At 64.6% G+C, this 26,660-nt stretch carries 23 protein-coding genes, 1 tRNA gene and 1 pseudogene; 18 read left to right on the top strand and 7 right to left on the bottom strand.

Going from position 1 to position 26,660, the window contains the following annotated elements; all coding sequences use genetic code 11:
• Nucleotides 1–45: 45 nt before the first annotated feature.
• The 3 genes from cysT to EFAMC1_RS03855 are packed head-to-tail and all read left to right on the top strand — an operon-like array spanning nucleotide 46 to nucleotide 2,964.
• Nucleotides 46–936: a sulfate ABC transporter permease subunit CysT gene (cysT, locus tag EFAMC1_RS03865; RefSeq protein WP_154053002.1), complete on the top strand. Its 891-nt coding sequence runs from the start codon at nucleotides 46–48 to the stop codon at nucleotides 934–936.
• A 1-nt stretch (nucleotide 937) separates the two neighbouring features.
• Nucleotides 938–1,771, top strand: a complete 834-nt coding sequence (cysW, locus tag EFAMC1_RS03860) for a sulfate ABC transporter permease subunit CysW (protein ID WP_222838639.1) — start codon at nucleotides 938–940, stop codon at nucleotides 1,769–1,771.
• A 2-nt stretch (nucleotides 1,772–1,773) separates the two neighbouring features.
• Nucleotides 1,774–2,964, top strand: a complete 1,191-nt coding sequence (locus EFAMC1_RS03855) for an ABC transporter ATP-binding protein (protein WP_154053001.1) — start codon at nucleotides 1,774–1,776, stop codon at nucleotides 2,962–2,964.
• Nucleotides 2,965–3,437: 473 nt separating this feature from the next.
• Here EFAMC1_RS03855 and EFAMC1_RS03850 read toward each other — a convergent pair whose 3' ends face one another.
• From EFAMC1_RS03850 to EFAMC1_RS03825, 6 genes are all read right to left on the bottom strand, one after another.
• Nucleotides 3,438–4,331 carry a dihydrodipicolinate synthase family protein gene (locus EFAMC1_RS03850; protein ID WP_154053000.1) on the bottom strand — a complete coding sequence of 298 codons (894 nt, stop codon included), beginning with the start codon at nucleotides 4,329–4,331 and terminating at the stop codon, nucleotides 3,438–3,440.
• Entirely contained in the window at nucleotides 4,331–5,257 is a 927-nt protein-coding gene (locus tag EFAMC1_RS03845) for a phosphoglycerate dehydrogenase (RefSeq protein WP_222838638.1), read from the bottom strand. The genes EFAMC1_RS03850 and EFAMC1_RS03845 overlap by 1 nt, the downstream gene beginning before the upstream one ends.
• Nucleotides 5,258–6,130, bottom strand: coding sequence for a PTS system mannose/fructose/sorbose family transporter subunit IID (locus EFAMC1_RS03840; RefSeq protein ID WP_154052999.1), 873 nt, complete (start codon nucleotides 6,128–6,130; stop codon nucleotides 5,258–5,260).
• Between the two features lie 3 nt (nucleotides 6,131–6,133).
• Nucleotides 6,134–6,886 (bottom strand): PTS mannose/fructose/sorbose/N-acetylgalactosamine transporter subunit IIC, encoded by a 753-nt coding sequence (locus EFAMC1_RS03835; RefSeq protein WP_154052998.1) that lies wholly within the window; start codon nucleotides 6,884–6,886, stop codon nucleotides 6,134–6,136.
• Between the two features lie 70 nt (nucleotides 6,887–6,956).
• The gene (locus EFAMC1_RS03830; protein WP_222838637.1) at nucleotides 6,957–7,454 is read right to left on the bottom strand and encodes a PTS sugar transporter subunit IIB; all 498 of its coding nucleotides are present in this window, start codon (nucleotides 7,452–7,454) and stop codon (nucleotides 6,957–6,959) included.
• On the bottom strand, nucleotides 7,454–7,870 hold the full coding sequence (locus EFAMC1_RS03825) for a PTS sugar transporter subunit IIA (RefSeq protein WP_187324542.1): 417 nt from the start codon (nucleotides 7,868–7,870) through the stop codon (nucleotides 7,454–7,456). Before EFAMC1_RS03825 ends, EFAMC1_RS03830 begins: the two co-directional genes overlap by 1 nt.
• A gap of 220 nt (nucleotides 7,871–8,090) precedes the next feature.
• On the opposite strand from EFAMC1_RS03825, the gene EFAMC1_RS03820 reads away from it, so the two are divergent.
• Both EFAMC1_RS03820 and EFAMC1_RS03815 read left to right on the top strand, forming a co-directional pair.
• Complete coding sequence (locus tag EFAMC1_RS03820) at nucleotides 8,091–9,215, top strand: PucR family transcriptional regulator (protein WP_154052996.1); 1,125 nt, start codon at nucleotides 8,091–8,093, stop codon at nucleotides 9,213–9,215.
• Complete coding sequence (locus EFAMC1_RS03815) at nucleotides 9,202–9,711, top strand: PTS sugar transporter subunit IIB (protein WP_187324541.1); 510 nt, start codon at nucleotides 9,202–9,204, stop codon at nucleotides 9,709–9,711. Before EFAMC1_RS03820 ends, EFAMC1_RS03815 begins: the two co-directional genes overlap by 14 nt.
• Nucleotides 9,712–9,950: 239 nt before the next feature.
• On the opposite strand, the gene EFAMC1_RS03810 is transcribed toward EFAMC1_RS03815, so the two are convergent.
• On the bottom strand, nucleotides 9,951–11,060 hold the full coding sequence (locus EFAMC1_RS03810) for a hypothetical protein (RefSeq protein WP_154052994.1): 1,110 nt from the start codon (nucleotides 11,058–11,060) through the stop codon (nucleotides 9,951–9,953).
• Between the two features lie 448 nt (nucleotides 11,061–11,508).
• Here EFAMC1_RS03810 and EFAMC1_RS03805 point away from each other — a divergent pair, with 448 nt between their 5' ends.
• The 13 genes and pseudogenes from EFAMC1_RS03805 to EFAMC1_RS03750 all read left to right on the top strand — a co-directional run bounded on the left by EFAMC1_RS03805 (nucleotide 11,509) and on the right by EFAMC1_RS03750 (nucleotide 26,293).
• A complete protein-coding gene (locus EFAMC1_RS03805; protein ID WP_154052993.1) occupies nucleotides 11,509–12,588 on the top strand; it encodes a LacI family DNA-binding transcriptional regulator in 1,080 nt (359 codons plus the stop codon).
• Nucleotides 12,589–13,017: 429 nt separating this feature from the next.
• Nucleotides 13,018–14,904 (top strand): adenylyl-sulfate reductase subunit alpha, encoded by a 1,887-nt coding sequence (locus EFAMC1_RS03800; RefSeq protein ID WP_154052992.1) that lies wholly within the window; start codon nucleotides 13,018–13,020, stop codon nucleotides 14,902–14,904.
• Nucleotides 14,901–15,215, top strand: a complete 315-nt coding sequence (locus EFAMC1_RS03795; RefSeq protein WP_154052991.1) for a ferredoxin family protein — start codon at nucleotides 14,901–14,903, stop codon at nucleotides 15,213–15,215. The genes EFAMC1_RS03800 and EFAMC1_RS03795 overlap by 4 nt, the downstream gene beginning before the upstream one ends.
• A 42-nt stretch (nucleotides 15,216–15,257) precedes the next feature.
• Nucleotides 15,258–16,217 carry a sulfate adenylyltransferase subunit CysD gene (cysD, locus tag EFAMC1_RS03790; RefSeq protein ID WP_410054783.1) on the top strand — a complete coding sequence of 320 codons (960 nt, stop codon included), beginning with the start codon at nucleotides 15,258–15,260 and terminating at the stop codon, nucleotides 16,215–16,217.
• Nucleotides 16,218–16,307: 90 nt separating this feature from the next.
• Nucleotides 16,308–17,957 carry a sulfate adenylyltransferase subunit 1 gene (locus EFAMC1_RS03785; RefSeq protein ID WP_154052989.1) on the top strand — a complete coding sequence of 550 codons (1,650 nt, stop codon included), beginning with the start codon at nucleotides 16,308–16,310 and terminating at the stop codon, nucleotides 17,955–17,957.
• A 525-nt stretch (nucleotides 17,958–18,482) separates the two neighbouring features.
• Nucleotides 18,483–19,577, top strand: a complete 1,095-nt coding sequence (locus EFAMC1_RS03780; RefSeq protein ID WP_154052988.1) for a Gfo/Idh/MocA family protein — start codon at nucleotides 18,483–18,485, stop codon at nucleotides 19,575–19,577.
• Between the two features lie 183 nt (nucleotides 19,578–19,760).
• A pseudogene (locus EFAMC1_RS11430) lies at nucleotides 19,761–20,906 on the top strand (SGNH/GDSL hydrolase family protein); the annotation flags it as partial.
• 99 nt (nucleotides 20,907–21,005) lie between these two features.
• On the top strand, nucleotides 21,006–21,893 hold the full coding sequence (gene mazG, locus EFAMC1_RS11425; RefSeq protein WP_261981758.1) for a nucleoside triphosphate pyrophosphohydrolase: 888 nt from the start codon (nucleotides 21,006–21,008) through the stop codon (nucleotides 21,891–21,893).
• 99 nt (nucleotides 21,894–21,992) lie between these two features.
• Nucleotides 21,993–23,162 carry a hypothetical protein gene (locus tag EFAMC1_RS03770; protein WP_154052986.1) on the top strand — a complete coding sequence of 390 codons (1,170 nt, stop codon included), beginning with the start codon at nucleotides 21,993–21,995 and terminating at the stop codon, nucleotides 23,160–23,162.
• Nucleotides 23,163–24,242 carry a phosphatase gene (locus EFAMC1_RS03765; protein ID WP_154052985.1) on the top strand — a complete coding sequence of 360 codons (1,080 nt, stop codon included), beginning with the start codon at nucleotides 23,163–23,165 and terminating at the stop codon, nucleotides 24,240–24,242.
• A gap of 46 nt (nucleotides 24,243–24,288) precedes the next feature.
• A tRNA-Leu gene (locus EFAMC1_RS03760) sits at nucleotides 24,289–24,373 on the top strand.
• Nucleotides 24,374–24,570: 197 nt separating this feature from the next.
• A complete protein-coding gene (locus tag EFAMC1_RS03755) occupies nucleotides 24,571–25,677 on the top strand; it encodes a DNA cytosine methyltransferase (protein WP_222838636.1) in 1,107 nt (368 codons plus the stop codon).
• Nucleotides 25,658–26,293 (top strand): Eco29kI family restriction endonuclease, encoded by a 636-nt coding sequence (locus tag EFAMC1_RS03750; protein ID WP_154052984.1) that lies wholly within the window; start codon nucleotides 25,658–25,660, stop codon nucleotides 26,291–26,293. Before EFAMC1_RS03755 ends, EFAMC1_RS03750 begins: the two co-directional genes overlap by 20 nt.
• The last annotated feature ends 367 nt before the right edge of the window (nucleotides 26,294–26,660 follow it).

Here is a 26,660-nt window from a genome sequence, read left to right as displayed (position 1 = left end):
CACATTTTCTTCCGGATGATTTGTCACATTTTGAGAGGAGGGCGCATGGGGAGACAGGCAACCAGCGGCGTGGCCCCGGCCGCCGTCACCGGCCGCGCGCCACGCACCACCCGCACCAGGCACATCATCCCCGGCTTTGGCCTCACGCTGGGCATCACGCTCACGGCCCTGAGCCTTGTGGTGCTCATCCCGCTCGCAGCCATCGTGCTCACGGGCGCGCAGATGGGACCCGCCAAGTTTCTGCAGGTCATCACTCGTCCGCGCACGCTCTCGAGCTTCTACGTGAGCTTCTCCACCGCGCTCGTTGCGTCGGCCGTGAACGCTGTCTTCGGCACCATCCTCGCCTGGGTGCTCGTGCGCTACCGCTTCCCGGGCCGCCACGCCCTCGACGGCATGGTCGAGCTGCCGTTCGCCCTGCCCACGGCCGTCGCCGGCATCGCCCTCACGGCGCTCACCACCGACCAGGGCTGGGCGGGGTCACTGTTTGCCGCCCACGGCATCCACCTTGCCTACACCCGCGTGGGCATCACCATCGCGCTCGTGTTCGTGGGCATCCCGTTTGTGGTGCGGGCCGTGCAGCCGGTGCTCGAGAAGCTCGACCCGTCGTACGAGGAGGCGGCCGACGTCATGGGCGCCTCGCGCTCGCTCACCTTCCGCCGCGTCATCCTGCCCGAGCTCATGCCGGCCCTGCTCTCGGGCTTTGGCCTCGCCCTCTCGCGCTGCCTGGGCGAGTACGGCAGCGTCGTGTTCATCGCCGGCAACATGCCGTTCAAGACCGAGATCGCCCCGCTCGTGATCATGGGCGACCTCGAGCAGTTCGACTACGCGGGCGCGAGCGCGGTGGCCATCGTGATGCTGGCGGCGGCGTTCGCGATCCTGTTCGCGATGAGCCTCGTGCAGGCGAGAAGCACGCGGATCCTTCGGGGAGGCGAGTGACATGGCAAGGATGAGGGAGACAGCCTCGGGTGCGCCCCTGCGCCCGGGCCAGGTGGCGCTGCTCGCCTTGGCTCTCGCGTTCGTGGCGGTCATGCTGCTCCTGCCGCTCGCGCTCGTGCTCGCCACCGCGTTTCGCGAGGGCGTGGGCGCGTGGTGGCGGGCGGTCTCGGACGCCTACGCCGTCAAGGCGCTCGGGCTCACGGTGCTCGCGACGGCCGTGGCGGTGGCGGTCAACACGGCGCTCGGCCTCTGCATGGCCTGGCTCGTCACGCGGTTCTCGTTTCGGGGCAAGAAGGTGCTCACCAGCCTCATCGACCTGCCCATGGCCATCTCGCCGGTCATCGTGGGCCTGTCGTTTCTGCTGGTGTTTGGCCGAAAGAGCCCGCTGGCGCCGCTTCTCGGCCTGCTGCCGTTCGACATCCTGTTCGCCGTGCCGGGCATCGTCCTGGCCACGGTGTTCGTGACCTTTCCGTTCGTGGCGCGCTCCGTGATCCCGGTGCTCGAGGCCCGTGGCACAGACGAGGAGGAGGCGGCCGCGCTTATGGGCGCCGGCGGGCTCACCATCTTTCGCCGTGTGACCCTGCCGCATATCAGGTGGGCACTCATCTACGGCGTGGTGCTCTGCACGGCGCGCGCGATGGGCGAGTTCGGCGCGGTGTCGGTGGTGTCGGGGCACCTGCGCGGCCTCACCAACACGCTGCCGCTTCACATCGAGATCCTGTTCAACGAGTTCCAGTACGTGCCGACGTTCGCGGCGTCCACGGTTCTCGTGGCGCTCGCGGTGGTGGTACTGGTGGCAAAGAGCGTCCTCACGCGGCGCATGGAGGAGGAGTAGCGATGGCCGAGACAAGCATCCACGCGGCAGAGGTGTCGGCGAGGCCCGATGCCGTGGGAGCCACCCGCACGGACGAGACGCGCGCCCGCGCGGCCGAGACGCGCGCCCGCGCGGCCGAGAAACCCACCCCAACCGACGCGTTCGTCGAGCTTAGGGACATCAACAAGACCTTTGGCGACTTCCAGGCCTCCAGACACGTGAGCTTTGGCGTGGCGCGCAGCACCCTGGCGGCGCTGCTCGGCCCCTCGGGCTCGGGCAAGACCACCATCCTGCGCATGATTGCCGGCCTCGAGACGCCCGACACCGGCGACATCCTCATCGACGGCCGACGCGTCAACGACGTGGCCCCCTCCGAGCGTGGCATCGGCTTCGTGTTCCAGAGCTACGCGCTCTTCCGCTACATGACAGTGCGTGAGAACGTGGCCTTTGGCCTGCGCGTCAAGCACGAGCCCGAGGCCCGCGTCCGCGAGCGCGTCGACGACCTGCTCGAGCTCATCGACCTCGCCGATCTGGGGAATCGCTTTCCCGGGCAGCTCTCCGGCGGCCAGCGCCAGCGCGTGGCCTTCGCCCGCGCCATCGCGCCCAGTCCGCGCGTCCTGCTTCTCGACGAACCCTTCGCCGCCATCGACGCCAAGATCCGCAAGGAGCTGCGCAGCTGGCTCAAGCAGACCATCCGCCGTCTGGGCATCACGAGCATCTTCGTGACGCACGACCAGGAGGAGGCTATCGAGGTGGCCGACTCGATCATCCTCACGTACGCGGGGCGGATCGAACAGGTGGGCACCCCGGCCCAGATCTACGCGCGGCCCCAGACCAAGTTCACCGCGGGGTTCTTCGGCGACTCCGCCCACGTGGACGATCTCTCCAGGCTCGGCTCGTTCTCAGGCGTGCGGGGACCAGCCATCGTGCGCTCCGAGCACGTGAGTGTGCTGGCGCCAGGCGAGCCGTTCCGCTACGCGGCTTCGGTGGTGCCGGGCGTGGTGCGCGACGTGTCGTTTCGCGGGCGCAGCGTCGAGGTGGAGGTGGATGTGGCCGGCGAGTGGCTGCGCTCAACGAGGAGTCCCGAAGCACCGGTCCTGAACTCGGGCGATATGGTGGGAGTGTTCGTGCACCGGCTCTTTGCGGAGGGCGACGACGGCCTCGTGCGACCGGTGGAGAACGACTCGCTGCGCGAGGAGTCCGTGGTGATCTAGCAAGCAGCCCCGCGCCGGGCCCGGCAACCGCCCACCCGCACGGCGCCCATTGACCGCCTGCCGCTCCGGCCCCCACTCACGCCCCTGCTTGCCGAACGTGAAAGTGCCATCGTCTTTGCGCCTTTTTCCTACGGTGGATTGTCAAGCTGAGTGCAACAGCTCCTCGCGGTGCGCCTCGTCCGCCGTCCTGTAGCCGAGCTCCCTCCCCGGCGCCAAGATGCTTGTAGCGACGCATGTCCCCTCCGTACGACGCAGGTCTGGGCAATCCGCATCGTACCGCTCGGGAGTGCGCCGCGCCCTTATTCGCAGGCGGCAATCGTTGCGCTCGGAATGCTAATCCGCCTTTCCAACAACCAGGGCACCGCACTCGAAGAGCCGATTGCCCGCCACTCAAGAGAGCTGACGGGGCCTAGCCCGCCATTTGCTAAGGCTGGGCCCCGTCAGAAGGAGCGGGAGTGTTCAGAGGCCTCGCTTTATGCCTCCGGAATGCCATACTCGGCAAGCATGATATGGACATCTGCCATTACGTTATCATCCGGCATGGAGATGGGCTTGCGCGTGATTCCGGCGGGAACGCCCATGAGGTTGAGTGTCGCCTTCATGACCGCGGGCGCCACGCACTTCTTGAGCGTCATACGGAGCAGATCCATCTTGTCTCGCTCTGCCTGGGCCTTCTCAAGGTTGCCGGCAACGAATGCGTCGTAGAGGGCAACCTCAATCTCAGGAATGACGTTGGACGTTGCGGCAACGCTGCCGGCGGATCCGGCCTTGAACGCCTTGAGCATGAGCGAGTCGGAGCCGTTGAAGACCTCGAAATCCTTATGCTTGGAAATCTCAATATAGGCGAGCTGAGTGTCAAAGTCGCCACCGCTGTCCTTAATGCCAACGATGTTGTCAACGTCAGCGAGGGCGTCAGCCGTTTCCGGCTCAATCTTGCAGCCGGTCTGTCCCGGAATGTTGTAAAGAATGAACTTCGCGTCAGTGCTTGAGGCGATGGTCTCGTAATGCTTGCGCAGATCGGGCTGCTTGGGAACGAGATAGTAGGGTGTCACGAGTGAAATGTAGTCGGCCCCCGCATCTGCAAGACGGCGACTCAACTCGCAGGTGTGGGTGGTGCCACAGCAGCCCGCTCCGGCGATGACGGGCACTCGGCCTGCGACCTCGTCAACGACCTCCCGTGTGAGAAGCTCCTTCTCGTCGTCGTTTAGGAGGTGAAATTCTCCGTTGGTTCCCCCGATGAACAGACCGTGAACGCCATGCTCGATAAGCCAGGAGGCCATGTTTCTCGCGGCGGCAACATCAAGGCTCTCGTCCTTCTCCGAGAAGGGCGTGACCATTGCCGTGATAATCCCTTTAAGATCACTCATTAGTGCTGCTCCAATCCTTTGATGATATTGTCCACCGAGACGGCCATGGTCTTCTGGTCGGCCTCGACCGTGAAACTCGCCGCATGCGGCGTTATGAGGTAGTTATCGAGGGCAACGGTCGCGTCCGGACGCTCCTTGAGCTCAATGTCCTCGGCAGCAAATGCAATTTGCCCGCTGCTTAGGGCGCTATAGAGGGCGTCTGCGTCAACAAGTCCTGCGCGTGCGGTGTTCACGAGAATCGCGGTGGGTTTCATAGCGGCAAACTCGTCTGCACCGATAAGCCCTGAGGTCGAGGCCGTGAGCGGCGCGTGCAGGGAAACTACGTCGCTGGATGCAAGGAGATCATCGAACGTGACGCACATGACCCCTTCGGGAGCGTTTTCCTGGCTGACGACTGGGTCGTAGGCAAGCACGCTCATCCCAAGGGCGCGCGCAATTCTTGCCACGTTACGCCCTATCGCTCCAAGCCCTACAAGGCCGATGGCCTTGCCTGTGGCCTCGTGCCCCACGAGGCGAAGGGACTCTCTGGACTTGGTGCCTTGACTCAGCTGGTAGAGTTGGCGCTGGGCCGCCATCATGAGAAGCACCGCAAACTCGGCAACAGCATCAGAGTTCGCTCCGAGCGCCTTATAGACGGATATCCCCATCTCCTTGGCGCATGTAAGGTCGATGTTGTCGAGTCCGACGCCGTACTTGGAGATGACCTTGAGCTTCTTGGCACGAGCCAGCATGTCTTGGTCAAGGGGGTCGTTGCCGGTCAGCAGCGCATCGACGTTACCGATGCGGCCTTCAAGATCCTCGCGGGTAAAGCGCTTACCCGTATCGTTCCATTCAACCTCGTAGCCGGCATCACGGAGGCGCTGCAGGTGCTCCTGCCCCTTCGAGTCAAACGGACGGGGCGTGACGAGTACGCGCATGCTGCCCATCTAAAGCACCCCAAGGAAGGAGAAGAGAAGGCTCACGACGATGACGGCGCAGAGAATCTGCAGGTAGTGAGGACCCTTCTTCTTGATGAAGTAATAGATTGCAAAAACTACCAGAAGGGGGATGAGGCAGGGGGCAATCTTGTCGAGCATCTCCTGAATCGCGATGCTGTTGCCGCCGCCTGTCGTGATCACCAGCGGCGTGGTGATCTTTACGTAGGTTGCGGAGAGCGCGCCCATCATGAGCAGGCCAAACATGCCAAAGCCATTGATGACCTTGTGTATGGCTCCGGACTGGAGGATGTTCATGATGGAGTCGCGGCCCTTGGAGTAGCCAAGGTTAATGAGGATATTGCTTGTGACGGCCATATAAATGACCTGGTAGAACAGGGGAACGAGCGCCGCAAATACGGAACCCTGCATGACGAACGGAATGCAGATGCCCATTACGATGGGACGCAGTGTGCCAAAGTCGAGCGTGTCGCCAATGCCTGCAAGCGGGCCCATGAGTCCCGCCTTGAGGCCCGTTATCAGCTCTGCAGTTTCGGCCGAGTCTTCACCGCCGGCGGCGGCCTTCTCTTCGAGGGCGATGGTAATGCCGTTGATCACGACGCCCCAGTTGGCCTCTGTGTTGTACATGGCAAGGTGGCGCTGGAGCGCGCGGGAGAGCCCCTCTTTGTCGTTGGGATAGAGCTTCTTGAGGATGGGAACCATCGAGTTACAGAACGCCAGAGCCTGCAGGCGTTCGAAGTTAAGCGAAACCTCCGAGAAGGCGTGCCAGATTACGAAGGACTTCGTGATGTCGCGCTTCGTTATCGGGGGGGGGGTCGTGTCTTTAGCCTCGATGTGCTTGCCGACTTCGTTTTCCGTGCTCATGGTCTATGCCTCGCTTTCGCTGGTTGTGCCCTCGCGCTGGAGCTGCATGATCATCAGGACGGCGCAGGCGCCAAAGATGGCGATGCCAACGGTGCTCAGCCCCGTGTAGGCAACGATGAAGAACCCGATGACAAACAGGGGCAGGTACTGCTTCTTGCCGATGACGATCATCGTGATGGCGAAGCCGAGCGCGGGAAGAATGTTGCCCGCCACGGACAGGCCGTGCGTGACCCACTCGGGGAGCATGTTCACGAACGCCTGGATGGCCTCAGGGCCGAACAGGCATGCGATGAAGACGGGGATGAAGCGCATGGGGAACGCGAGAAGAATCGGGTACAGGGTAGCGCTCAGCTGAAGCCCCCTGACGTTGCCCTCGGCGGCGTACTTGTCGGCCATGTGTACGAAGAACGTGTTGAGGGTTTTGCGGACGTTCTCAAGAACCACGCCAAGCAGGCCGAGGGGGATGGCAAGGGAGATGGCCACGGTGGGATCAATGCCGGCCGTGAGGGCGATAGGGATTGCGATGCACGAGGCAAGGCCCTCGTCTGCGGGCGGGTTTCCGCCGGGGGCGATGGAGCCGATGTAAATCATCTGCAGCGTAGCGCCCACTTGCAAGGCCGTTGGGATGTCGCCAAACATGAGACCGATGAAAGGCGCGATGCAGAGGGGCATGCGCATGATGGAGAAGCCGTACCAGATCTTTGCCTGAGAAATCCAGTAGAGAAGTGCAATTAGTATCGCTTGAGCTACTGTCATGGTTCCTCACTTTTACTGAGACGTTTGCCGCTTCGACGGGCGCACCATTCGATGACCCGACGCCAAAGGCCTAGAGCTTGGCCGAGACCTGTGCGAGACTCTCCACCTCCTCGCCAGGAATCGTCTGGAAGTAAATCTCCGAACCAGACGCCTCGATGCCGGCGAGCTTCTCGGCATCGGCCTTGTCGAGGCTGATTTGGTTGTGGACGATCTTTCGACCGGGCTTGTTCTCAAGTCCGCCAATCTGGAGCTTGGTGAACGAAACGCCGGCCTGAACGGCTGCTACTGCCATGTCGACGGTCTTGAAAAGGAGCAGAACCGGGGCTCCGCCATAGAAGTCATCATCAGCCCAGCGCCGCTGGGCTTCGTCTACGGAGATGATGTCGACCTTGATGCCCGTTGGAGCAGCCATCTTGTAGACGCTTCCGAGGAACTCATCCTTCGAAAGCTTGTCATCAATGATGACGATTCGCTTGGCGTCGCATTGCTTCAGCCATTTCGTAATCACCTGTCCGTGGATAAGCCGGTAGTCAACTCGTGCATGAACGATGTTTGCCGACATGCCCATTACCTCTCCTCGCATAGTTCGTCATAGGTAAACGCCCTGCATGATGTCGTGCCGGCCGTTAATGCGACACGCTGGAGTTCTGCGAGCTCCAGCGTGTCCTGAGACTCTCTCATCACAAGCGTTTCGATGAGCATGCCAAGGTTGAGCCCGCTGACGCAGCGGATGTCGTAGGTGCGGGAGAGCGCCATAGCCACATTGGATGGCGTTCCGCCAAAGACGTCGACCAGGACGAGTGTGGGCCCCGCATTGGTGTCGAGCTCCTGGCGGACTTGATTCGTGAAAGTCTCCACGGACATACCGGGCTGAAGTGACAGGGCTGCCAGCTTTTCCGAGGGGCCGACAATCATCTCGCTGCTGCCCAACAGGGCTTTCCCTGCATCCCCATGCGTTAGCACGAGTATGTGTGCCGTTGCCATGCTTCTCCTTTCTGCGTTGAATGGACTGATTCGCTCTGAGCTTGCCGTTGACTTTAAGGGCCGCAGAGCTTCACGCATATGGTTCATGGGCCCCGAATGCGAGACGCGCTTTGGTTCATCAACACAAGGTGAATTTGGGGGCCGGCGCCAAGGACGGCCTATAGTCATGAACTGATAAGGGTGGTTCGCGTGCTGACCTTCGCCTCAACGTTGGAGCGCCATGATAGACCGCGTCATTGCCGCAAGCTTCATAGATGCTGTTGAGCAGTTCTCGTCGTACAGGATTCGAATGTATGACGAGGCCGGCAGGCTAATCTGTGGCAATGACCCCAACGCTCACCAGTCATCTCGTAGGGCGCTTTCAAGTGTGGAGAGCAACGGAGTCATCGAGGGCGTTTCAGCGGACGGGTCGGAGACTGTCATATATGCCCCCGTACTTGTCGATGGCAAGCCAGAGGGCTGCATTAGCCTCATCGGGAGAGGCTCTGATATCCATGCCGTCTCGGCGGCTCTGCGGATGAGCCTTGAGACGAGGGTCAAGTACGAGTCCGTAGAAAAGGCTAAGCGGAAGGCCCTAGGTAGAAATGAAAAGCTTGTCCGACAGCTTATGTGCGAGCCGAGCGCATCTGCTGCGGAAAGAGCAGAGGCTCTTGAGGTGGCTGGCTTTAGCTCTCGTATCCAGCGGGAACCGGTTGTTCTCTTTCCGGACTCGGGTTCATTCATCGAGTCCTTTCCCACCCTCAGCCTTCAATTTGACTCGCGGCAGGATGTGGTCGCAGCGTTTGACGGCAGGGTAGTTGTGCTGAAGGACGTTAGCAGGGCTCGGGGAGATCTTAGGGCCTATCTGACGGAGTACGTTGCCTTTGTTGCGGATAACTCGCCATTCTCAGGGTGGGCCGCATCAGTTGGCAGGCCGACGAACCTTGCTTCTTACGTGCGTGCGTATGGAGAACTTGAATGGATGAAGACCCATCTGGCCGAGTCGAGTGGTTCTGATGGCCCACCTCTGTTCTTCGTGGATTACCTCGACGAGTACTTCCTCTCTCTGATTCCCGAGAATGCGTACGGCGACGTGTTCTCCGATGTCCTCGATTGTCCTGGTGTCGACTGGGATGAGTTTGTGATGGTCACCACTGCTCTTATCTCGAACAATTTCAACCTGGTGAAGGCGAGTAAGGATTTGTTCGTGCATAAGAACACACTTGTCTACAGGCTTGAAAAGTACAAAAAGAAGTTCCGGATTGACCCTGTGAACAACGGGCGAGACCGGGATTTTGTTCGGTATCTCAACTACTACATCAGACAGGTTGGCCCGTCGGAACGGAATGCCCATGAACGAGATTAAGCTGGTTCGTGTTGACGACCGCTTGGTTCACGCGCAGATACTGCTCTTGTGGATGAAGAACTACAACATCAACACCGTTGTGATTGTTGATGACGAGGTGGCCGGGAACCCGTTCATGGCCGAGATTTATCGGTTGGCCATGCCTTCGTATGTGAGGATTTACATCTGCTCCGTGTCGGAGGCGCTTGCTCAGGCAAGCAGGATTCCGCAGAAATACCAAGGCGACAGAAGCAGGATTCTCGTGCTTATGAAGACGCTGCAGGTGGCCCGGGATTTGGTTGTTGGCGGAATGGATTTGACCGAGATACAGATTGGCGGTGGGGCTGCGGCGAGCTCAATCGACAAGCGCGAAATGCTCGATGCGCTCTTCAGGAAGAACCACGAGCCACTGTCCGTGCTCATCAGCCATGACGTGACTATTTACTGCCAAAACTCCCCTCAGAATTCCAAGGTGTATCTCCATCGCGGTGAGTCCGGCCGGGGGCCGTGGGCATAAGCGCTCATACGAGCCGCTGGGTGTTTCGCGAGTCGTGCGGAAGGCAGCCGCGTTGTTTGCGAGCTTCTCGGATTATTATCGGCTTGATTGTTTCTGAGAAGCTCGCGGATCGCGCTGGGTGTTTCCGAGTGGCTCGCGAAAGAGTTCCGGCCGGTTGAGGCGCGCATGGCTGAGGCGCTCCCGGCACGATCGCCCTACCTCCGCGCGACGTGCTTCGTGCCTCGGCCTGCGCCTCTCCGTTACCCCTCCCGGCGCAAGTACTCTGAGAAATACGGCATCGCAAACGAAACGGATCCGTACCCGTTCGAGACAATGATGCCGTTGTCGATATTACGCCTGCGTGTCTGCTGGTAGTCGGCATCGCTCATCCCCAAGCGCCGCTTGAGGTCGGCTGCGGAGCTTCTGCCCTCGTCTTCCAGCATGGCATGGGCAAACGTGATGTCACGCTCGGACATGGTGTCCAGGCAGGGGGCGAACACGTTTCGCCCGAGCCTTTCCTTGGCGAGGTCAACTGCCTCATTCACCACGGACGGCCCAACCTCCCCGTCTGTCGGCGCCATGAGCGAAAGGTTGCGGCCCACAAGCTGCATCATGTACGGCATGCCTGCGGAAAGGCGCGCGGCCCTTAGCATTTCTCCCTCTGCAAAGGCAATCCCCATACTCCCAAATGCCTGCTTGAAGTAGAGGTAGATGCTGTCGGTGGCTATGGGGCCGAGGAGAATTCTATCGGCACGGTAGAGAAAGGTCGAGACCTTATCGTTGAGCGTGCTCGAAACGCATCGGGGAAGGCCCGCCATAATGAGCGAGACGTTGGCCCCTCTCCCCGAGAAATGCTGGTAGGCCTGGGCGAGTTCGCGAAGCTCCTCGGAGTTGGGCTGTATTTCGTCCACGAGGATGCAGCCTCCGAGCCCTCTCTCGCTGAGTCGATCGAGCATAATGCCGAGCTTTGCCTGGAACCCCTTGACCTCATCCATCTCGCGGGTGACGCTAACGTTAAACGAAACGCCAAAGGCGCCAATGCTCACGTCGCTGACATGGGCCTTCTTGGCGATTGCGGAGCTGCCCGATGTGAGCAGACCATCAAGAGTGTTTTGCAGCATCGAGCGGTTTACGGCGACGCTTGCGCATGCAAAGCCAAGGCTTTGAGCCATGCATTCCGCCTCGATGAGCATGGCCGTCTTACCGAAGCTGCGCTGGCCGATGATGATGGGGGCGCGTAGCTCGGTCGCGGGCGCTCCCGCCAGACCCGTGCGGAGAAGGGAGAGCTCCTTCTCCCGGCCCACAATATGGAGCGGCCGATTGCCAAATGAGGGGTTGAAGTAAGGATAGCCGTCGCGAATCTCGTTCATGTGCTGCCCCTTAATAATATCCGCGGCGGTGGGCCCTCGTGCGCCTGCTTGCCACTTCATTCCTACACGCCGTTTCTCTCGGCCCTCCAAAGAGTCTACGGTCTCCTCCTAAGATTTCCTAAGATTCAAAAATCCTCCTAAGATTTCCTAAGGTTTGGGCTGACCTGACTGGGTGCCTGCTGTTACCTGGCCCCTGCTGTTGTTGCGGGTGTGCGTGGGGGTGGCGCCTAGCTCGCCGGTGGCGGGGGCTTGCGCCTGGCTTGTCCGATGGCGGGGTGGCGCCCGGCCCGTCCGATGGCGCGGGCTGGTGTCCGATTCCGTCGGCGGGGACGCGCTCGCCGCCACGGGAGTCCGTCTGAGAGGCTCTATCAACCAATCAAAGAGGTAGGATTACGGGTTAATTGCGGACCAACCAGTGTCGTTCGCGTCTGGCAGGGAGGCTGGCACGATGTCAATCCGAGACATAGCGAAGCGCGCGGGCGTGTCGCCGGCGACGGTGTCGCGCGTGCTCAACGACCCGACGCATCACTGCTCGTCGGAGGGCCTGCGCGACCGCATCTGGCAGATCGCGCGCGAGATGAACTACCTGCCCAACGAGGCCGCTCGCAACCTCAAGATGGGTGCCTCCGCCGCGCCCATCGCGCCCGGCCGTATCGACGTCATCGTGACGCGCACGAGCCGGCGCCAGCCCGACCCGTTCTTCAGCGAGGTCCTGCGCGTCATAGAGTCCGAGACGCACGCGCAGCGCCTGCTCATCCTGCACGTCTGGTACCTCTCGGCCCTCTCGGGACACCGGCCCATGGGCGCTGGCGTCACCGAGCGCGAGCTCGCGGGGGTCATCGGCTCCGGCGTGCGGCGCGGCGACGGGCTCATTGTCATCGGAAAGTGCGCCACGCCCATCCTCGAGCGCCTGCGCGACGCGTATGGCGGAAACGTCATGGCCGTGGGCCGCAACTCCACTGGCTACGTCACCGACGAGGTCATCTGCGACGGCGAGAAGATCGCGCGCGTCGCCGTGGGGCACCTCATCGGCCTGGGGCATCGCGAGATCGGCTACGTGGGGGACTGCCACAACGAGTCGCGCTACCGCGGCTACCAGCGAACTCTCGTGGCGCATGGCCTAGACGTGGCGGTTGCCAACGTGGTGGAGTGCGAGCACACCGAGGCGGCCGGCTATGCGGCGATGGGCGAGCTCATGAGGCGCGATGACGCCCCGACGGCGCTGTTCTGCGCCACGGATGCCATCGCGGTGGGGGTGCTCCGGCGCATGGGCGAGTCGGGCGGGATGTACTACTCGCCCTCGGTCATCTCGAGTGACGACATCGAGCAGGCCCAGCTCATGAACCCCGCGCTCACCACGGTGGCGCTTCCCAAGGTGGACATGGGGCGCTTCGCCGTGCGCATGCTGGCCGACCGCATGGCCGGCGGCCACACCGCCACTGCCCGCCTTGAGCTGGGGGTTCGTCTCATTGTGCGCGCCAGCTGCTCGAGCCCCGACAACGCCCGAGGGTTCACGTATGTGATCTAGCCGTCGCCCTGGGGGGCGCTTGCGATTTGGGGGCGTCTCCATAGTCCGTGGCACGTGGAGGGCCGACCACCCTCGCTGCGACCCGCCGTCCGCCCGCCGGGGTGGGCGGCGCTCGAGGGTACCGTTTTCCCCAGTTAAGATGCTGATTCTCGTCTCGTAACTGGGGAAAACGGTACCCTCGGTGAAAGTGGGTCGCTCGCGTCCTGCATGCCCCGCCGTCCGCCTCGGCGGCCTCCCCTCGGTCCAAACTGCAAAGATCCCCCGTCCAAACCCAGATTCACAAGCCTACCAACCTATAAGACTAGTAGGATACTAGGATATTGATGGAAGAGGACGAGCAGGCCCGGTGCCGGCGGAATACCGCTACCGTGAGCCGTACACGTTTTCGTCCGCTTGGGGAAGCGTTTGCCGCGGGGAAGGCGGGAGAGCGTGGAGACGGAGCGAATCCAATGCGACGTGCTCATCGTGGGCGGTGGCACGGCCGGCTGCTTTGCGGCGCTTGCGCTGAGCGGCCTCGCGCGCGAGGAGGGAACGGCCGCTGGCAAGCCCGGTAGCTGGGAGGACGGCGCGTCCTATCTCGCAGATGGCCAGCCGGTGCGCCCGCGCCCGGACGCCCCGAGCATCGTCATCCTCGAGAAGGCCAACATCGAGCGCTCGGGCTGCCTCGCCGCGGGCGTCAATGCCCTCAACGCCTACATCACCGACGGCCACACGCCCCAGGACTACGTGGACTACGCGCGTAAGGACGCGTGCGGGATCGTGCGCGGTGACCTGCTGCTCACCGAGTGCGAGCGCCTCAACCACGTGACGCGCCGCCTCGAGGAGCTGGGTCTCGTCATCCTCAAGGACGAGAGCGGCGCCTACGTCTCGCGCGGCTGGCGCAACCTCAAGATTAACGGCGAGAACATAAAGCCGCTGCTCGCGCATGCCGTGGCGGCCTGCCCCAACGTGCGCGTCATCAACCATGCCAACGTGACCGACCTCGTGACCGTGCCCGACGACCACGCCGCAAGTGGCCGGCGCGTCGTGGGCGCGGTGGGCTTCTCGGTCAACGAGCCGGTGGCCTTCGGTATCGACGCGCGCGCCACCATCGTGGCGACGGGCGGCGCCTCGGGCCTCTATCGTCCCAACAACCCGGGCTTCTCGCGCCACAAGATGTGGTACCCGCCGTTCAACACGGGCGCCGGCTTTGCCATGGGCCTGCGCGCGGGCGCCGAGATGACCACCTTCGAGAACCGCTTCATCGCGCTGCGCTGCAAGGACACCATCGCCCCCACGGGCACGATCGCCCAGGGCGCGCACGCGCCGCAGGTCAACGCCCTCGGCCAGAACTACGAGAAGAAGTATGGCATCACCACGCCCGAGCGCCTCTGGGGCACGGCCGAGGAGATGCTGGCCGGGCGCGGCCCGTGCTACCTGCGCACGAAGGGCCTCTCGCCCGAGGCCGAGCGGGACCTCTTCCGCGCCTACCTCAACATGGCGCCGTCGCAGACACTGCGGTGGGTCGAGCGGGGGAGCGGCCCTGCCAGCGAGGACGTCGAGGTGGAGGGCACCGAGCCCTACATCGTGGGCGGCCACACGGCGAGCGGCTTCTGGGTGGATACCGCGCGCGAGACCACTGTGGCCGGCCTCTTCGCTGCGGGCGACGTTGCCGGCGGCGCGCCGCAGAAGTACGTGACGGGCGCCCTCGCCGAGGGCGAGCTCGCGGCCGAGTCAGTGCTCGCGCGACTGGGCGAGGAGGGCGGAGCCGGCTCGGACGGCGCCGCCGCGCCTGCTGTCGCCTCTCCCACCGCAGGCGCGCCCGCACCCGACCCCCACGCCACCGCTGCCGTCAACGCCGTCCTCGCCTCCGCCCGCGCCAGCTACGAGCGCGACCTCGCCACCACCGACGCCCCCTTCACCGCCGAGCAGCTCGAGGAGGCCATGCAGAAGGTCATGGACGAGTACGCCGGCGGCATCTCCCGGGGCTACCGCTTCAACGAGCCGCAGCTCACGGTGGCCGCGAGCCGTCTCGCCCAGCTCCAGCGTGCCGCCGGGCGCCTGGCCGCCGCCGACACCGACGACCTCCTGCGCGTCTGGGAGCTTCGCGACCGGCTGCTCGTGGCGCGCGCCCTCGTGGCGCACATGGCCGCCCGCCACGAGACCCGCTGGCACGGCTTCTGCGAGAACGCGAGCTTCCCCGAGCGCGACGACGCCTGGGACTGCTACGTGAACTCGCGCCTGGACGCGTCCGGCGAGGTGGAGGTCGTGACCCGTCCGCTCGTCTCGGAGGGCGAGCGCCTGGACTTCTCGGCCGGAAGGGAGGTCGCGCGATGAGCATCCGCATCAGGCGCGACGACTGCGTGGGCTGCGGCGAGTGCGTCGAGGCCTGCCCCGGCAACCTCATCAAGCTCGACGACGAGGGCCTCGCCCGAATGCGGCGCCCGCGCGACTGCTGGGGCTGCACCAGCTGCCTCAAGGCCTGCCCGGCCGGGGCCGTCGAGTTCTACCTCGGCGCCGACATGGGCGGCACCGGCGCCACGCTGGGCTTCTCTCGCGAGGGAACCACCAGCCACTGGGTCGTGACGTGCCCGGACGGCCGGCGGGAGACCATCGACGTCGACAGCGCCAACGCCAACAAGTACTGAGCGGACGTGACGGATCAAGAATGTGACGAATCACACGGAAGGTTGTCACGTTCGCACGCGAAAGCCCGGGCCGCCGGGCGGAAGGGACCGAACATGAGCGAGTGTTCCCACCTCGACGAGCTCGAGGCAGAGTCCATCTACATCATGCGCGAGGTCGTGGCGGAGTGCGAGAAGCCGGTGATGCTCTACTCCATCGGCAAGGACTCCTCCGTGATGCTCCACCTCGCCCTCAAGGCCTTCTATCCCGAGAAGCCGCCCTTCCCGTTCCTGCACGTCAACACCACGTGGAAGTTCCACGAGATGATTGAGTTCCGCGACCGCGTCATGAAGGAGAACGGCCTCGACCTCATCGAGTGGATCAACCAGGACGGCGTGCGTCGCGGCGTGAACCCCTTCGACTACGGCTCGAGCTACACCGACATCATGAAGACGCAGGCACTCAAGCAGGCGCTCAACCACTACGGCTTCACGGCCGCGTTTGGCGGCGGGCGCCGCGACGAGGAGAAGAGCCGCGCCAAGGAGCGCATCTTCTCGTTCAGGAACGCCGCCCAGGCGTGGGACCCCAAGAACCAGCGCCCCGAGATGTGGAAGCTCTACAACACGCAGATCAACCGCGACAAGGGCGAGAGCATGCGCGTGTTCCCCATCTCCAACTGGACCGAGGCCGACATCTGGCAGTACATCAAGCGCGAGAACATCGAGATCGTGAGCCTGTACTTCGCCAAGGAGCGCCCGGTGGTGCACCGCGACGGCAACATCATCATGGTCGATGACGACCGCTTCCGCTTCCGCCCGGGCGAGAAGGTGCAGATGGAGAAGGTGCGCTTCCGCACGCTGGGCTGCTACCCGCTCACGGGCGGCGTGCGCTCCGACGCCGACGCGCTCGACGCGATCATCGACGAGACGCTGGGCGCCGTCGAGTCCGAGCGCACGAGCCGCGTCATCGACTCCGACTCCGGCGACGGCTCGATGGAGCGCCGCAAGAAGGAGGGCTACTTCTAGGAGCCGACGGACGGATGACGCCTGCCCAGGGCAGGCGCCGCCTCGCGCCCGGTTGGAAATGTGACACCGTGACACCGGAAGGAGCCCACCATGAGGGGCCAGCTCAAGTTCATCACCTGCGGTAGCGTGGACGACGGCAAGTCCACGCTTATCGGACACCTGCTCTACGACGCCAAGCTCATCTACGCCGACCAGAAGCGCGCCCTCGAGCTCGAGAGCAAGACGGCCAGCCGCGGGGGCAAGCTCGACTACTCGCTTTTGCTCGACGGCCTTACCGAGGAGCGCGAGCAGGGCATCACCATCGACGTGGCCTATCGCTACTTCAAGACCGACAACCGAAGCTTCATCGTCGCCGACTGCCCGGGCCACGAGGAGTACACGCGCAACATGGCCGTGGGCGCGAGCTTCGCCGAGCTCGCGGTCATCCTGCTCGACGCCACCAAGGGCGTGCTCGTGCAGACGCGCCGCCACGCCCGCATCTGCGCGCTCATGGGCATCCGCCACTTCGTGTTCGCCGTCAACAAGATGGACCTTGCCAACTACGAGAAGGCCACGTTCGGCAAGATCGAGGCCGAGATCCGCGACCTCGCCGACGAGCTGGGCCTCGAGGACGTGGCGGTCATCCCCATCTCGGCCACCGAGGGCGACAACGTGACGCACGGCTCGGCCAACATGCCTTGGTACACGGGCAAGCCGGTCCTGCAGTACCTCGAGGAGGTCGACGTCGACGACGAGGGCCACGAGCAGGGCTTCTGCCTGCCGGTTCAGCGCGTCTGCCGTCCCAACCACACGTTCCGCGGCTTCGAGGGCCAGGTCGAGAGCGGCACGGTCGCCGTGGGCGACGAGCTCACGGTGCTGCCGAGCGGCCAGCGCGCCCACGTCAAGAAGATCCTCGTGGGCGACCGCGACGAGCAGTCGGCCAAGATCGGCCAGCCGGTCACGGTGCAGCTCGATCGCGAGGTCGACGTGTCGCGCGGCTGCATGCTCGAGCGCGACTCGGGCCTCGTGGTGGCCAACACGCTCGATGCCGACATCCTGTGGATGGACGACGAGTCGCTCACCGAGGGCCACGACTACCTGGTCAAGATCGGGACGTCCATGGTGCCGGGCGTGCTCGAGCGCATCGACTACGAGGTCGACGTCAACACCGGCGAGCACCACCCGGCGCACACGCTGGCCAAGAACGGCCTGGCCCGCGCCACGGTCTCGCTCGTGACGCCGGTGCCCACGGCGCGCTTCGACAGTCACCGCACGGCCGGCGAGTTCATCCTCATCGACCGCGTGAGCAACATGACGAGCGCCTGTGGCGTGGTTCGCTCGGCCGAGAGCGCGGCGGGCGCGGCAAGCACCTACAAGGTGACGCCGTGGAGCCGCGCGCGCCAGAAGGGCCAGCATGCGGTGGTCGTAGGCTTTGCCGCTGGTGACGCCGCCGTCGACAAGGTGGAGAGCCGTCTGGCGCTTGCGGGCAGGCACACCTTCGCCTTCGGCGCGGCTGCGACGGGCGCCTCGACGGTCGAGGTGGCAAAGGCCCTGCATGATGCGGGTATCGTGGCCCTCGTCGTCGCGGAAGACGACGTGCTGGCCAAGCTTGCCACCGAGCTGCCGAAGGGAACCTACACCACGGTTGCCGAGCTGGTCGGCGCCTCGCACGACGACGTTGCCGCCGTGGCCGACGCCATCGCCAGCGTCTCCAAGGTCGAAGCCAGCTTCGACGCTGAGTATGCGCCGTCGCTCATCTAGGGTTTCGTATTACCGACGTTAAAGCCCCGCGCAGGCTACCGCCTGCGCGGGGCTTTTTACCTTGTCGCCAACCAGACATCCTGACGCCACAAAGTGGCGCCAACCATCGCCTCTCCGGTGTTCCGGGTCTTGATTCCCGTCTCAAATCCCAGACCTGCGATGAGAAACAGCAAATCCTGCCACGAAAACGCGGTTTGTGGGAAACGCTTGGCTCCCTTGGGGCGGCCGTGCCGACCCAAGGCACTCATGGTGCCTTTCCGCGTCTGGCCACAAGTTCGTTGGCAAGGCGATTACCAGGACTTTTGTGTATCCGGCGAAACCCCTACCATCCTGCCAACGTCAAAACGGGCGTGCCTCGCATTAGGCGCCGCCCCTCGACGGCCGGGCGAAGGGCCCGGCTGTCCCACAAACCGCGTTTTCGTGGCACGAATCCCGAAAGTGGATCGCGGGCAAACGGCGGGCGGAATCCTACACTTAGCTGGTGGATGCCCGAGCCGCCGTGCGCGGCCGTTCGAAAGGATGCCCATGTCAGACGTTCAGGATCGCACGCTTCCCGCCGACGCCCCGCTCGATGCCGCAGCCGCCGCGAAGGAGGCCTTCGCCGCGGCGCAGGACAAGCCGTTCCCCACGGACATCTTCACTGCCCCCCAGCTGCGCTGGGCCGTCATCGGCTGCGGCGCTATCGCCAACCAGATGGCCGAGTCGCTCGCCCTGGCCGGCCGCAAGCTCGTGGGCGTGGCCAACCGCCACCGCGAGAAGGCCGAGGCCTTTGCCGAGCGCTGGGGCGTCGCCAAGGTCTACGACTCCCTCGAGGGCCTCTATGCCGCCCCCGACGTCGACGCGGTCTACATCACCACGCCGCACAACACGCACATTCACTACCTGCGCGGCGCGCTCGGCGCGGGCAAGCACGCCCTGTGCGAGAAGTCCATCACCCTCAACTCCGAAGAGCTTGCCGAGGCCCTCTCCATCGCCGACGCCAACCACGTGCAGCTCGTGGACGCCACCACGATCCTGCACATGCCGCTCTACCGCGAGCTCATCCGCCGCGCCATGGCCGGCGAGTTTGGCAACATGAACCTCGCACAGCTCAACTTCGGTAGCTACAAGGAGTTCAACCCCAAGAACCGTTTCTTCAACCGCCAACTCGCCGGCGGCGCCATGCTCGACATCGGCGTCTACGCCATCTCGCTTGCGCGCCTGTTCATGGTGAGCCAGCCCGACGACGTGGTCTCCATCGTCAACGCGTGCGCCACGGGCGTTGATGTCACGAGCGGCATCGTCATGCGAAACGCCGAGCTCCAGATGGCCGTGATCTCGCTGTCCCTGCACTCGAAGCAGCCCAAGCGCGCGATGCTCTCGTTCGAGAAGTGCTACGTGGAGGTCATGAACTACCCGCGCGCCGACGTGGCCCGGATCACCTGGACCGACGACGGCCATGTGGAGGAGGTGCACGCGGGCGAGGAGGCCTACGCGCTCTGCTACGAGATGGCCGACCTCGAGCGCGCCGTCGCGGGCGACGAGGTGGAGCAGAACATGATTGCCTACTCGGTGGATGTCATGGCGCTCATGACCAACCTGCGCCGCGAGTGGGGGATTCGCTACCCCGAGGAGGAGTAGGCTCGGAGCAGGTGGGGTGCTCGCCGGGTAGGGGGAGCGGCAGCGCTTTGGGAGTGCCCACCGAGCCGGGGCACCCGCAGCCTGGCGCCGCCGCCGGCTCCGAGCGCGCCCCCATGTAAGCCGCGTGTTAGGTGTGGCCTGGCGCCGCGTCGCGAGCGCTACACTAGTCCTCAACGCTTATCAATGGTTAAAGAAGAGGACAACAGCATGACCGCAGCTAACATCGCAACGTTCATTCGGGGCGCGCACCATCTGGTTGCGCGCCCCGATGGTCTCGTGCGCCCGTCGCGCATGTCGGACAAGCAGCTCGAGGCGGCCGCCGACGCTGGGCGCGAGCGCGCGGCCCGCACAACGGCCGGTATCACGATCGACCTCGTGACCACGGGCGATGAGGTCTCGTTCGACCTCACGGTGCTCAAGGGCATCCGCATGGAGAGCGCCTCGGTCCAGAAGACCATCGAGCTTGCCGAGGCTGCCGCGCATGCCGACGCCCAGCTTGCCGCCACCGACGCCGACAAGGGCGCCGAGGCCGCGGGCGAGGACGACGCCGAGGCCACCGCCCAGGCCGAGGCCACCGAGCGGGCCGAGGACGGTGCCGCCCCCGAGGCGCTCGCCCCCGAGGCCGGCCTTGTCGACGGTATCGACCTCGTGGTCGACGGCACCTACGTGCGCACGGCCCCCGTCCGCGAGGGCGCGGTCACGCTCGCGTTCGACAACCCCAACCACCAGCCGGCCGAGGTGCGCGTCTTCCTGCCCTGCCTCATGACCGTGGCGGTGGGCAACCTCTCCACCAACGGCAGCATCGAGCGCGCGCCCAAGCGCGGCTACCTGCTGGCCCTTGGCGACTCGATCACGCAGGGCTACGTGGTGGGCTCGCCGTCCGTCTCCTGGCCGGCCCGCGTGGCGCGCGCCTGCGGCCTCGACCTCGTGAACCAGGCCATCGCCGGCCACCACTTTGACATCCACACCCTGCGCGGCATGAAGGCCCTGCGCGAGAACCCGCCCGCGGCCATCGTCGTGGCCTACGGCACAAACGACTGGGCCCACACCGATACGAAGCGCGAGCTCGTGGCCAACATGACCAAGTACCTGGGCCGCCTTGCCGAGCGCTTCCAGGAGACGCCCGTCTACGTGCTGAGCCCCATCTGGCGCGCCGACGAGGGCGAGCCGCGCCCGCACGGCCGCACGCTCGCCTGGTGGCGCGACACCCTGCGCGACGAGTGCCAGCGCCTGGGCCTGCGCTACGTTGACGGCACCGAGCTCGTGCCCGCCGACACCTCGCTCTATGCCGACGGCCGCCTGCACCCCAATGCCACGGGAGCCGAGCACCTCGCCGAGGGCGTGCTCGAGGCCTTCGACCACGACGGCCTACTCGCCGCGCTGGGCGGCCGCCACGACACGCCCGCCGCGCTCGCCGACGCCCAGACCCTGCTGCGCTCCGACGCCCCGCGCCGCCAGCGCACGCTCGAGCAGGCCACGCGCACCATCTGGCGCCTGCGCCAGCCCGACGGCTGCCCCTGGGACAAGGAGCAGACCCACGCCTCAATCAAGAAGAACATGATCGAGGAGGCCTTCGAGGTCGTCGACGCCATCGAGGCCGGCGATGCCGCGCACCTGTGCGAGGAGCTCGGCGACGTGCTCATGCAGGTGCTGCTCCACGCGCAGATCGCCGAGGACGCGGGCGAGTTCACCTTTGCCGACGTCTGCCGCGACCTCGACGACAAGCTCGTCCGTCGCCACCCGCACGTGTTCGGCTACGGCGAGTCGGCCTCGAGTGCCGACGAGGTCCTCGGCATCTGGAGCAAGGTCAAGCTCGCCGAGCACCGCGCGGAGGAGGACGCGGCCAAGGCCTCCGGCGACGCGGCCGAGGGCGACGCGGCCGATGTGGCCAGCGGCGCGGCCAGTCCCGCCAAGCCCCAGGGCCTGCTCGACTCCGTGCCCCGCTCGATGCCGGCGCTCATGCAGGCGCAGAAGGTCTCCAAGAAGGCCGCTGCCTGCGGCTTTGACTGGGACAGCACGACCGACGTCTGGAAGAAGGTCGACGAGGAGCGCGGCGAGTTCCTAGCCGAGAAGCCCGGATCGCCCGAGGCGCTCGAGGAGTTTGGCGACGTGCTGTTCGCGGCCGTGAACGTGGCGCGCAAGGAGCACCTTGACGCCGAGACCGCGCTGCGCGCGAGCTGCGACAAGTTCCGCGAGCGTTGGGCCAGCATGGAGGCCGCTGCCGCGAGCGAGGGCCGCTCGGTCGAGGACCTCTCTCGTGACGAGCTGGAGGAGCTTTGGAACAAGGCGAAGGATGGCGCCTCCGAGCGCGCCTGAATCTGGCATACTGATGACAACGGCGCGTGACCCCAAGGGTCGCGCGCTTTCATAGCAGCACCGCATGAGCATAAACACACCAGAAACGAAGCAGGCGCCATGAGTGCACGTAGCGACATCCTCACATTGGGGCGGGTGCCCCACCCCTTGCTCGCCGTCTCGCCCGACGCCGCGTCGGACGGGCGCGAGGATCGCCATATGGCCATCGAGCCCGTGCGCGGTGCGCAAATCTCCAGCTACACAACTCAGTCGGTCCAACTCGTGCCCTCCGGGGCACGTTCTGCCGAGATGGTCGTCACGGGCGCGGCGCCGCGGCTGGCATCGGTTCCGCTCGTGAGCGAGTACAGCGTGGGCGCAGCGGGCGTCGTGGCCGGGCGGTACGCGCGGCGGCCGAGCGTTGCCGCGGGTGGCCGTGTGGCCTCTCGACCGGTGCGACCGACGAGCTCCGTGCGGGGCGCGCGACCCGCGCACGAGCGTGTGTCCGTAGCTGGCGCTCGGGTGGCCGCCCGCCACGCGGTACCCGAGGCCCGCGAGGTCGCGTCGGCCAAGGGCGGCCGGCGCTCACTCTTCGGTGTCGGTCGCCACGTCACGCGCGAGGCGGCCCACCGCCCTGAGCACGAGGCCGCTACCAGCAACTTCGCCGCCCGCGAGGTCGCGTCGGCATCCGGCCGCTTTGCCGTCCGTGAGGACGCCGCCGCCCATTGCCCGGAGCACGCCGCCTCCCGCGCGTCGCTCTTCGTCCGTGAGGCGGGCGAGGAGCCCGAGCGCTCTGCCCGCCCGCACGCCGGTCGCGAGCGCATTGCCGTCCGTCCGGCCGTGAGCTCGGAGAAGGCGCCACGCGTCAACCTGCTCACGGCGGTCGCCGGCTGGGCCGGGGCGCACCGGGCCCTCTCCATCGCGATGGCGACGGTCCTTGTCGCGGTCGCCATGCTCTATCCGCCCGCGCGCGCCTACTACGCGGCCGTCCGCGTCAACTCGGTGCTCTCCTCGCAGCTCTCCGACGTCAACGCCAGCAACGACAGCCTCCAGTCCGACGTGAGCTCCCTCATGACCAAGGAGGGGATCGAGGACGAGGCGCGCCGGCGCGGCTACGTCTCCAAGGGCGACACCGCCGTCGACATGTCGGGCGTCTCCGACTCGGGCGGCGCCACCTCCGACCAGGCGAGTGCCACGAGCGACGACACCGCGAGCTCGGCTGCCGAGCCCTGGTACCTCTCGGCGCTCGACGCCCTCTTTGGATACGACCCGAGCACCCAGGGGGTGGGCTAGATGGGACGCGTTGCCGTCATCGACATCGGCACGGTGACCTGCCGCCTTGGCGTGGCCGACGTTACCGCAGGTAGGGTGCAGCGTTGTGCCAAGACGTCCACGATCTGCAACCTGGGGGAGGGCGCGGCCGAGACGGGCCGGCTCTCCGAGGCGGCCTGCGGTCGCGTCCTTGCCTGCGTCGACCAAGCGCTTGCGCAGGCGCGGGCGGCTGGGGCGCCGGTGGGCTGCTGCACGCTCACGAGCGCCGCGCGTGACGCCGAGAACTCGGCCGTGCTGCTCGACGGGCTGCGCGCCCGCGGCGTGGTGCCGCAGGTGATTCCCGGCGAGGTCGAGGGTTCGCTCACGTTTCTGGGCGTGGCGCAGGACTTTCGCGGCCAGCGCATCATGGTGGCCGACAACGGCGGCGGCTCGACGGAGATTGCCGTGGGCACGCTTGCGGTTGAGGGTGCTGGCGACGCTTTTGCGGGTGCGCCCGGCGTCGGCGCTGGTGCCGCTTCTGCCGGCGGCCCCGATGCGGCCTCCGCTGGCCCGACCGGCCTCGACCTCGAGGCCGTGCGCTCGCTCAACGTGGGCTGTCGTCGCGTGACCGACCTATTCCTCTCCCACGAGGACCCGCCCTCGGCCGACTCGCTCGCCAAGGCCCGGGCGTTCTGCTGTGACGCCTTCGAGGAGGGCCTGCCGGCTGCGGCCCGAGGTGCCTCCGAGCCAGGGCGCCTCGTCTGCGTCGGCGGTACGGTGACCACGCTCGTTGCCATATCGGCCCGGCTAAATCCCTATGACCCGAGCTTCGTCCACCTCCACGAGCTACCGCTTGCCGAGGTCGACACACTGGCCGAGCGCCTCGCGTCGCTGCCGCTCGCGCATCGTCGCGAGGTCGTGGGGCTCCAGCCCAAGCGCGCCGGCGTCATCGTTGCCGGGGCGGTCTGCGTGGGCGAGCTCGTGCGGGCGTGTGGCGTCGACCGGTTGACGGTGAGCGAGAGTGACCTGCTCTTTGGCCTGTCACTCGTGGCCGATGCCACCGCCAAGGGAAAGCCGTCGCCCATCGGGTGGCATCCGGAGCTCTTTGCGCTAAGGTGGTGACGGTGGCGCGTGGCGCGAGCGAGCTCGCGCGGGCGCGCACCACCACGGGGGCGTGGCGGAATTGGCAGACGCAGGGGTCTTAAAAACCCCAGTCGGAAGACGTGTGGGTTCGAGCCTCACCGCCCCTACCATAAAGTCGCAGGTCAGAGGCTACGGCCTCTGGCCCTTTTTTTATATGCCAGTAATCTGCCAATCAAATTCGGGCTATACTCCCCACATCGACTTTCCGGCTGCTGTAGTTGTTCCGTTTCGGCGACGCATCCTCATTTCAGTTTGCCGGAACCTCGCGTATCATGTTGCCATCTGAACGAATGTGGATGGATGGTGAATGATGGACGCCAACGGCAACCTCACCGCTGTCGAGCTTTTTGCTGGCGCTGGCGGCCTTCTTCTTGGTACCTCCCTCGCGGGGTTCAAACATCTTGCTGCTGTGGAGTGGGAGCATAATTGCTGCAATACCCTTCGCCTCAATCAGGAAAAGGGCTACCCCCTCATTAACGATGACATGCGAATCATCGAGGGCGACATCCGCGACGTGGACTGGTCGTTCCTGCCGGATGACATCGACCTTCTTGCCGGCGGACCGCCTTGCCAGCCGTTTTCTCTAGGTGGCCTTGCTCGCGCCGAGGCAGATAAGCGCGACATGTTCCCTGCCTACACCGCCGTTCTTGCTCAGTTGAAGCCTCGTGCTTTCATCTGCGAGAACGTTAAGGGTCTTGCTCGTGAGTCCTTCCATCAGTATTACGAGTACATTCTTCTTCGCTTGCAGCATCCGTCCCTCTCCAAGCGCGAAGGGGAGACGTGGGAACAGCACGCCATTCGGCTGTCTCGCATTCATACGAGCGCCGACCATGAGGGTGTAAGGTATGAGGTAATCCCCACCGTTGTCGATGCTGCCGACTACGGCGTCCCTCAGCACCGCCACCGCGTCGTTATTGTTGGTTTCCGTTCCGACGTCGAGGCTTCTTGGGCGTTCCCCCAGCGTACCCACGGCCGTGGTCTGCTCCCCTGGGTCACGCTCGGCGAATCGATCGAAAATGTCCCCGCGCTCAACAACGAGTCTCGCGGCGGCGAGGCGAGGTCGTATCCCGGTCACACCGGCTCACCGCTCGATAAGCCCAGCAAGACCATCAAGGCAGGCGTCCACGGCGTCCCCGGCGGCGAGAACACCATCCGTTTTGATGACGGCTCGCTGCGCTACATGACCGTTCGCGAGGCCGCCCGCGTCCAGACGTTCCCGGACGGCTACGAGCTCACCGGTGCTTGGAGCGAGGGCATGCGCCAGATAGGCAACGCGGTTCCCGTCGAGCTTGCCCGCGTGGTCGCCTCCTCCGTCGCATGCGCTCTCCGCGAGGATACAGCGCGCAAGCACATCAACGACGCTCTCATGTCCGAGCTTTGCGGGGAGGTCAAGCATGAAGCCATGCTCGTATAACCCGCTCGATTACGCCTCCCTGTCGGAATCTCTCGCCCGCGAGCTGATGAGCTCCGAACTGATGCCGCTCTCGGACATCGATAAGTTCTACGGCGATGGTGTCTATGCTCTGTTCTACTGCGGCGACTTTCCTGCTTATCAGGAACTCTCTGACATCAATTTTTCCGATCCCGGCACGTTTCCTATCTACATCGGCAAGGCGGGCCCGAAGACTCTGACGGGGAACGAGCTGGATACCAGCGCCGTTGATACCCCGAGGGCTGGCATGCGTCTCTATGACCGCGTGGCGAACGACCATCGCAAGTCGATTGAGGCGGCGACAAACTTGAGGGTCGAGGAGTTCTATTGCCGCATGCTCGTCCTCAACGCCGTCTGGGTGCCGCTGACCGAATCCGCTCTCATCGCCCGTTACGTTCCCGTGTGGAATTCGATTGTTCCCGGCTTCGGCAATCACGCTCCCGGCAAGGGTCGTGTCGCTGGGAAGATATCTCGTTGGGACATTCTCCATCCCGGTCGTGGTCGCGAGACTGCTACGGCTCCGACGGATACCTACGAGCAGCTTTGCGAGGAAGTTGAAGAGGCTATTCGCAAGAGGGTAAGGCTGCTTGGTCTTTAGCTCGAAGTCTAGAATTGTGTTCAGATTGTGGCCGGGAGTGCATCGCTCCCGGCTATTTTGTTTTGCTAATTACACGAGAGCCGCGCGCTGATGTACGTCAGTGTGTTGTCTGGTCGTATCAACTCCCGCAGCAATTACAAGAGTTTGCCGACGGCAAACAATTAGTGTATCTAGCAGCAAAAACGTACATAATGGAGCTGCTTGCCGCTACTAATAAGTGCTAGTTCAGCTATTTCGCTTTGCCCTACGCGATTTTGAGCACATTTCTAATTATTGTCCGCAAACGAATTCAAGCTCGTAACTCGAGATATATAGTTCAAGCGGACACCCCATTTTGCCTACCAGACGAAAAAAGCGGGACGACGGC

Origin of the sequence: Olsenella uli, from assembly GCF_901212675.1 — a bacterium.
Classification (GTDB): Bacteria; Actinomycetota; Coriobacteriia; order Coriobacteriales; family Atopobiaceae; genus Parolsenella; species Parolsenella uli_B.
The sequence above is the reverse complement of the archived record's forward strand: the minus strand, read 5'-3'. Positions and strand labels throughout refer to the sequence as shown.

Excerpts from the sequence above, each read along its gene's own strand:
- cysT (WP_154053002.1), top strand. The coding sequence starts at position 46 with ATGGGGAGACAGGCAACCAGCGGCGTGGCCCCGGCCGCCGTCACCGGC.
- cysW (WP_222838639.1), top strand. The coding sequence starts at position 938 with ATGGCAAGGATGAGGGAGACAGCCTCGGGTGCGCCCCTGCGCCCGGGC.
- EFAMC1_RS03855 (WP_154053001.1), top strand. The coding sequence starts at position 1,774 with ATGGCCGAGACAAGCATCCACGCGGCAGAGGTGTCGGCGAGGCCCGAT.
- EFAMC1_RS03850 (WP_154053000.1), bottom strand. The coding sequence starts at position 4,331 with ATGAGTGATCTTAAAGGGATTATCACGGCAATGGTCACGCCCTTCTCG.
- EFAMC1_RS03845 (WP_222838638.1), bottom strand. The coding sequence starts at position 5,257 with ATGGGCAGCATGCGCGTACTCGTCACGCCCCGTCCGTTTGACTCGAAG.
- EFAMC1_RS03840 (WP_154052999.1), bottom strand. The coding sequence starts at position 6,130 with ATGAGCACGGAAAACGAAGTCGGCAAGCACATCGAGGCTAAAGACACG.
- EFAMC1_RS03835 (WP_154052998.1), bottom strand. The coding sequence starts at position 6,886 with ATGACAGTAGCTCAAGCGATACTAATTGCACTTCTCTACTGGATTTCT.
- EFAMC1_RS03830 (WP_222838637.1), bottom strand. The coding sequence starts at position 7,454 with ATGGGCATGTCGGCAAACATCGTTCATGCACGAGTTGACTACCGGCTT.
- EFAMC1_RS03825 (WP_187324542.1), bottom strand. The coding sequence starts at position 7,870 with ATGGCAACGGCACACATACTCGTGCTAACGCATGGGGATGCAGGGAAA.
- EFAMC1_RS03820 (WP_154052996.1), top strand. The coding sequence starts at position 8,091 with ATGATAGACCGCGTCATTGCCGCAAGCTTCATAGATGCTGTTGAGCAG.
- EFAMC1_RS03815 (WP_187324541.1), top strand. The coding sequence starts at position 9,202 with ATGAACGAGATTAAGCTGGTTCGTGTTGACGACCGCTTGGTTCACGCG.
- EFAMC1_RS03810 (WP_154052994.1), bottom strand. The coding sequence starts at position 11,060 with ATGAACGAGATTCGCGACGGCTATCCTTACTTCAACCCCTCATTTGGC.
- EFAMC1_RS03805 (WP_154052993.1), top strand. The coding sequence starts at position 11,509 with ATGTCAATCCGAGACATAGCGAAGCGCGCGGGCGTGTCGCCGGCGACG.
- EFAMC1_RS03795 (WP_154052991.1), top strand. The coding sequence starts at position 14,901 with ATGAGCATCCGCATCAGGCGCGACGACTGCGTGGGCTGCGGCGAGTGC.
- EFAMC1_RS03785 (WP_154052989.1), top strand. The coding sequence starts at position 16,308 with ATGAGGGGCCAGCTCAAGTTCATCACCTGCGGTAGCGTGGACGACGGC.
- EFAMC1_RS03780 (WP_154052988.1), top strand. The coding sequence starts at position 18,483 with ATGTCAGACGTTCAGGATCGCACGCTTCCCGCCGACGCCCCGCTCGAT.
- EFAMC1_RS03770 (WP_154052986.1), top strand. The coding sequence starts at position 21,993 with ATGAGTGCACGTAGCGACATCCTCACATTGGGGCGGGTGCCCCACCCC.
- EFAMC1_RS03765 (WP_154052985.1), top strand. The coding sequence starts at position 23,163 with ATGGGACGCGTTGCCGTCATCGACATCGGCACGGTGACCTGCCGCCTT.
- EFAMC1_RS03755 (WP_222838636.1), top strand. The coding sequence starts at position 24,571 with ATGATGGACGCCAACGGCAACCTCACCGCTGTCGAGCTTTTTGCTGGC.
- EFAMC1_RS03750 (WP_154052984.1), top strand. The coding sequence starts at position 25,658 with ATGAAGCCATGCTCGTATAACCCGCTCGATTACGCCTCCCTGTCGGAA.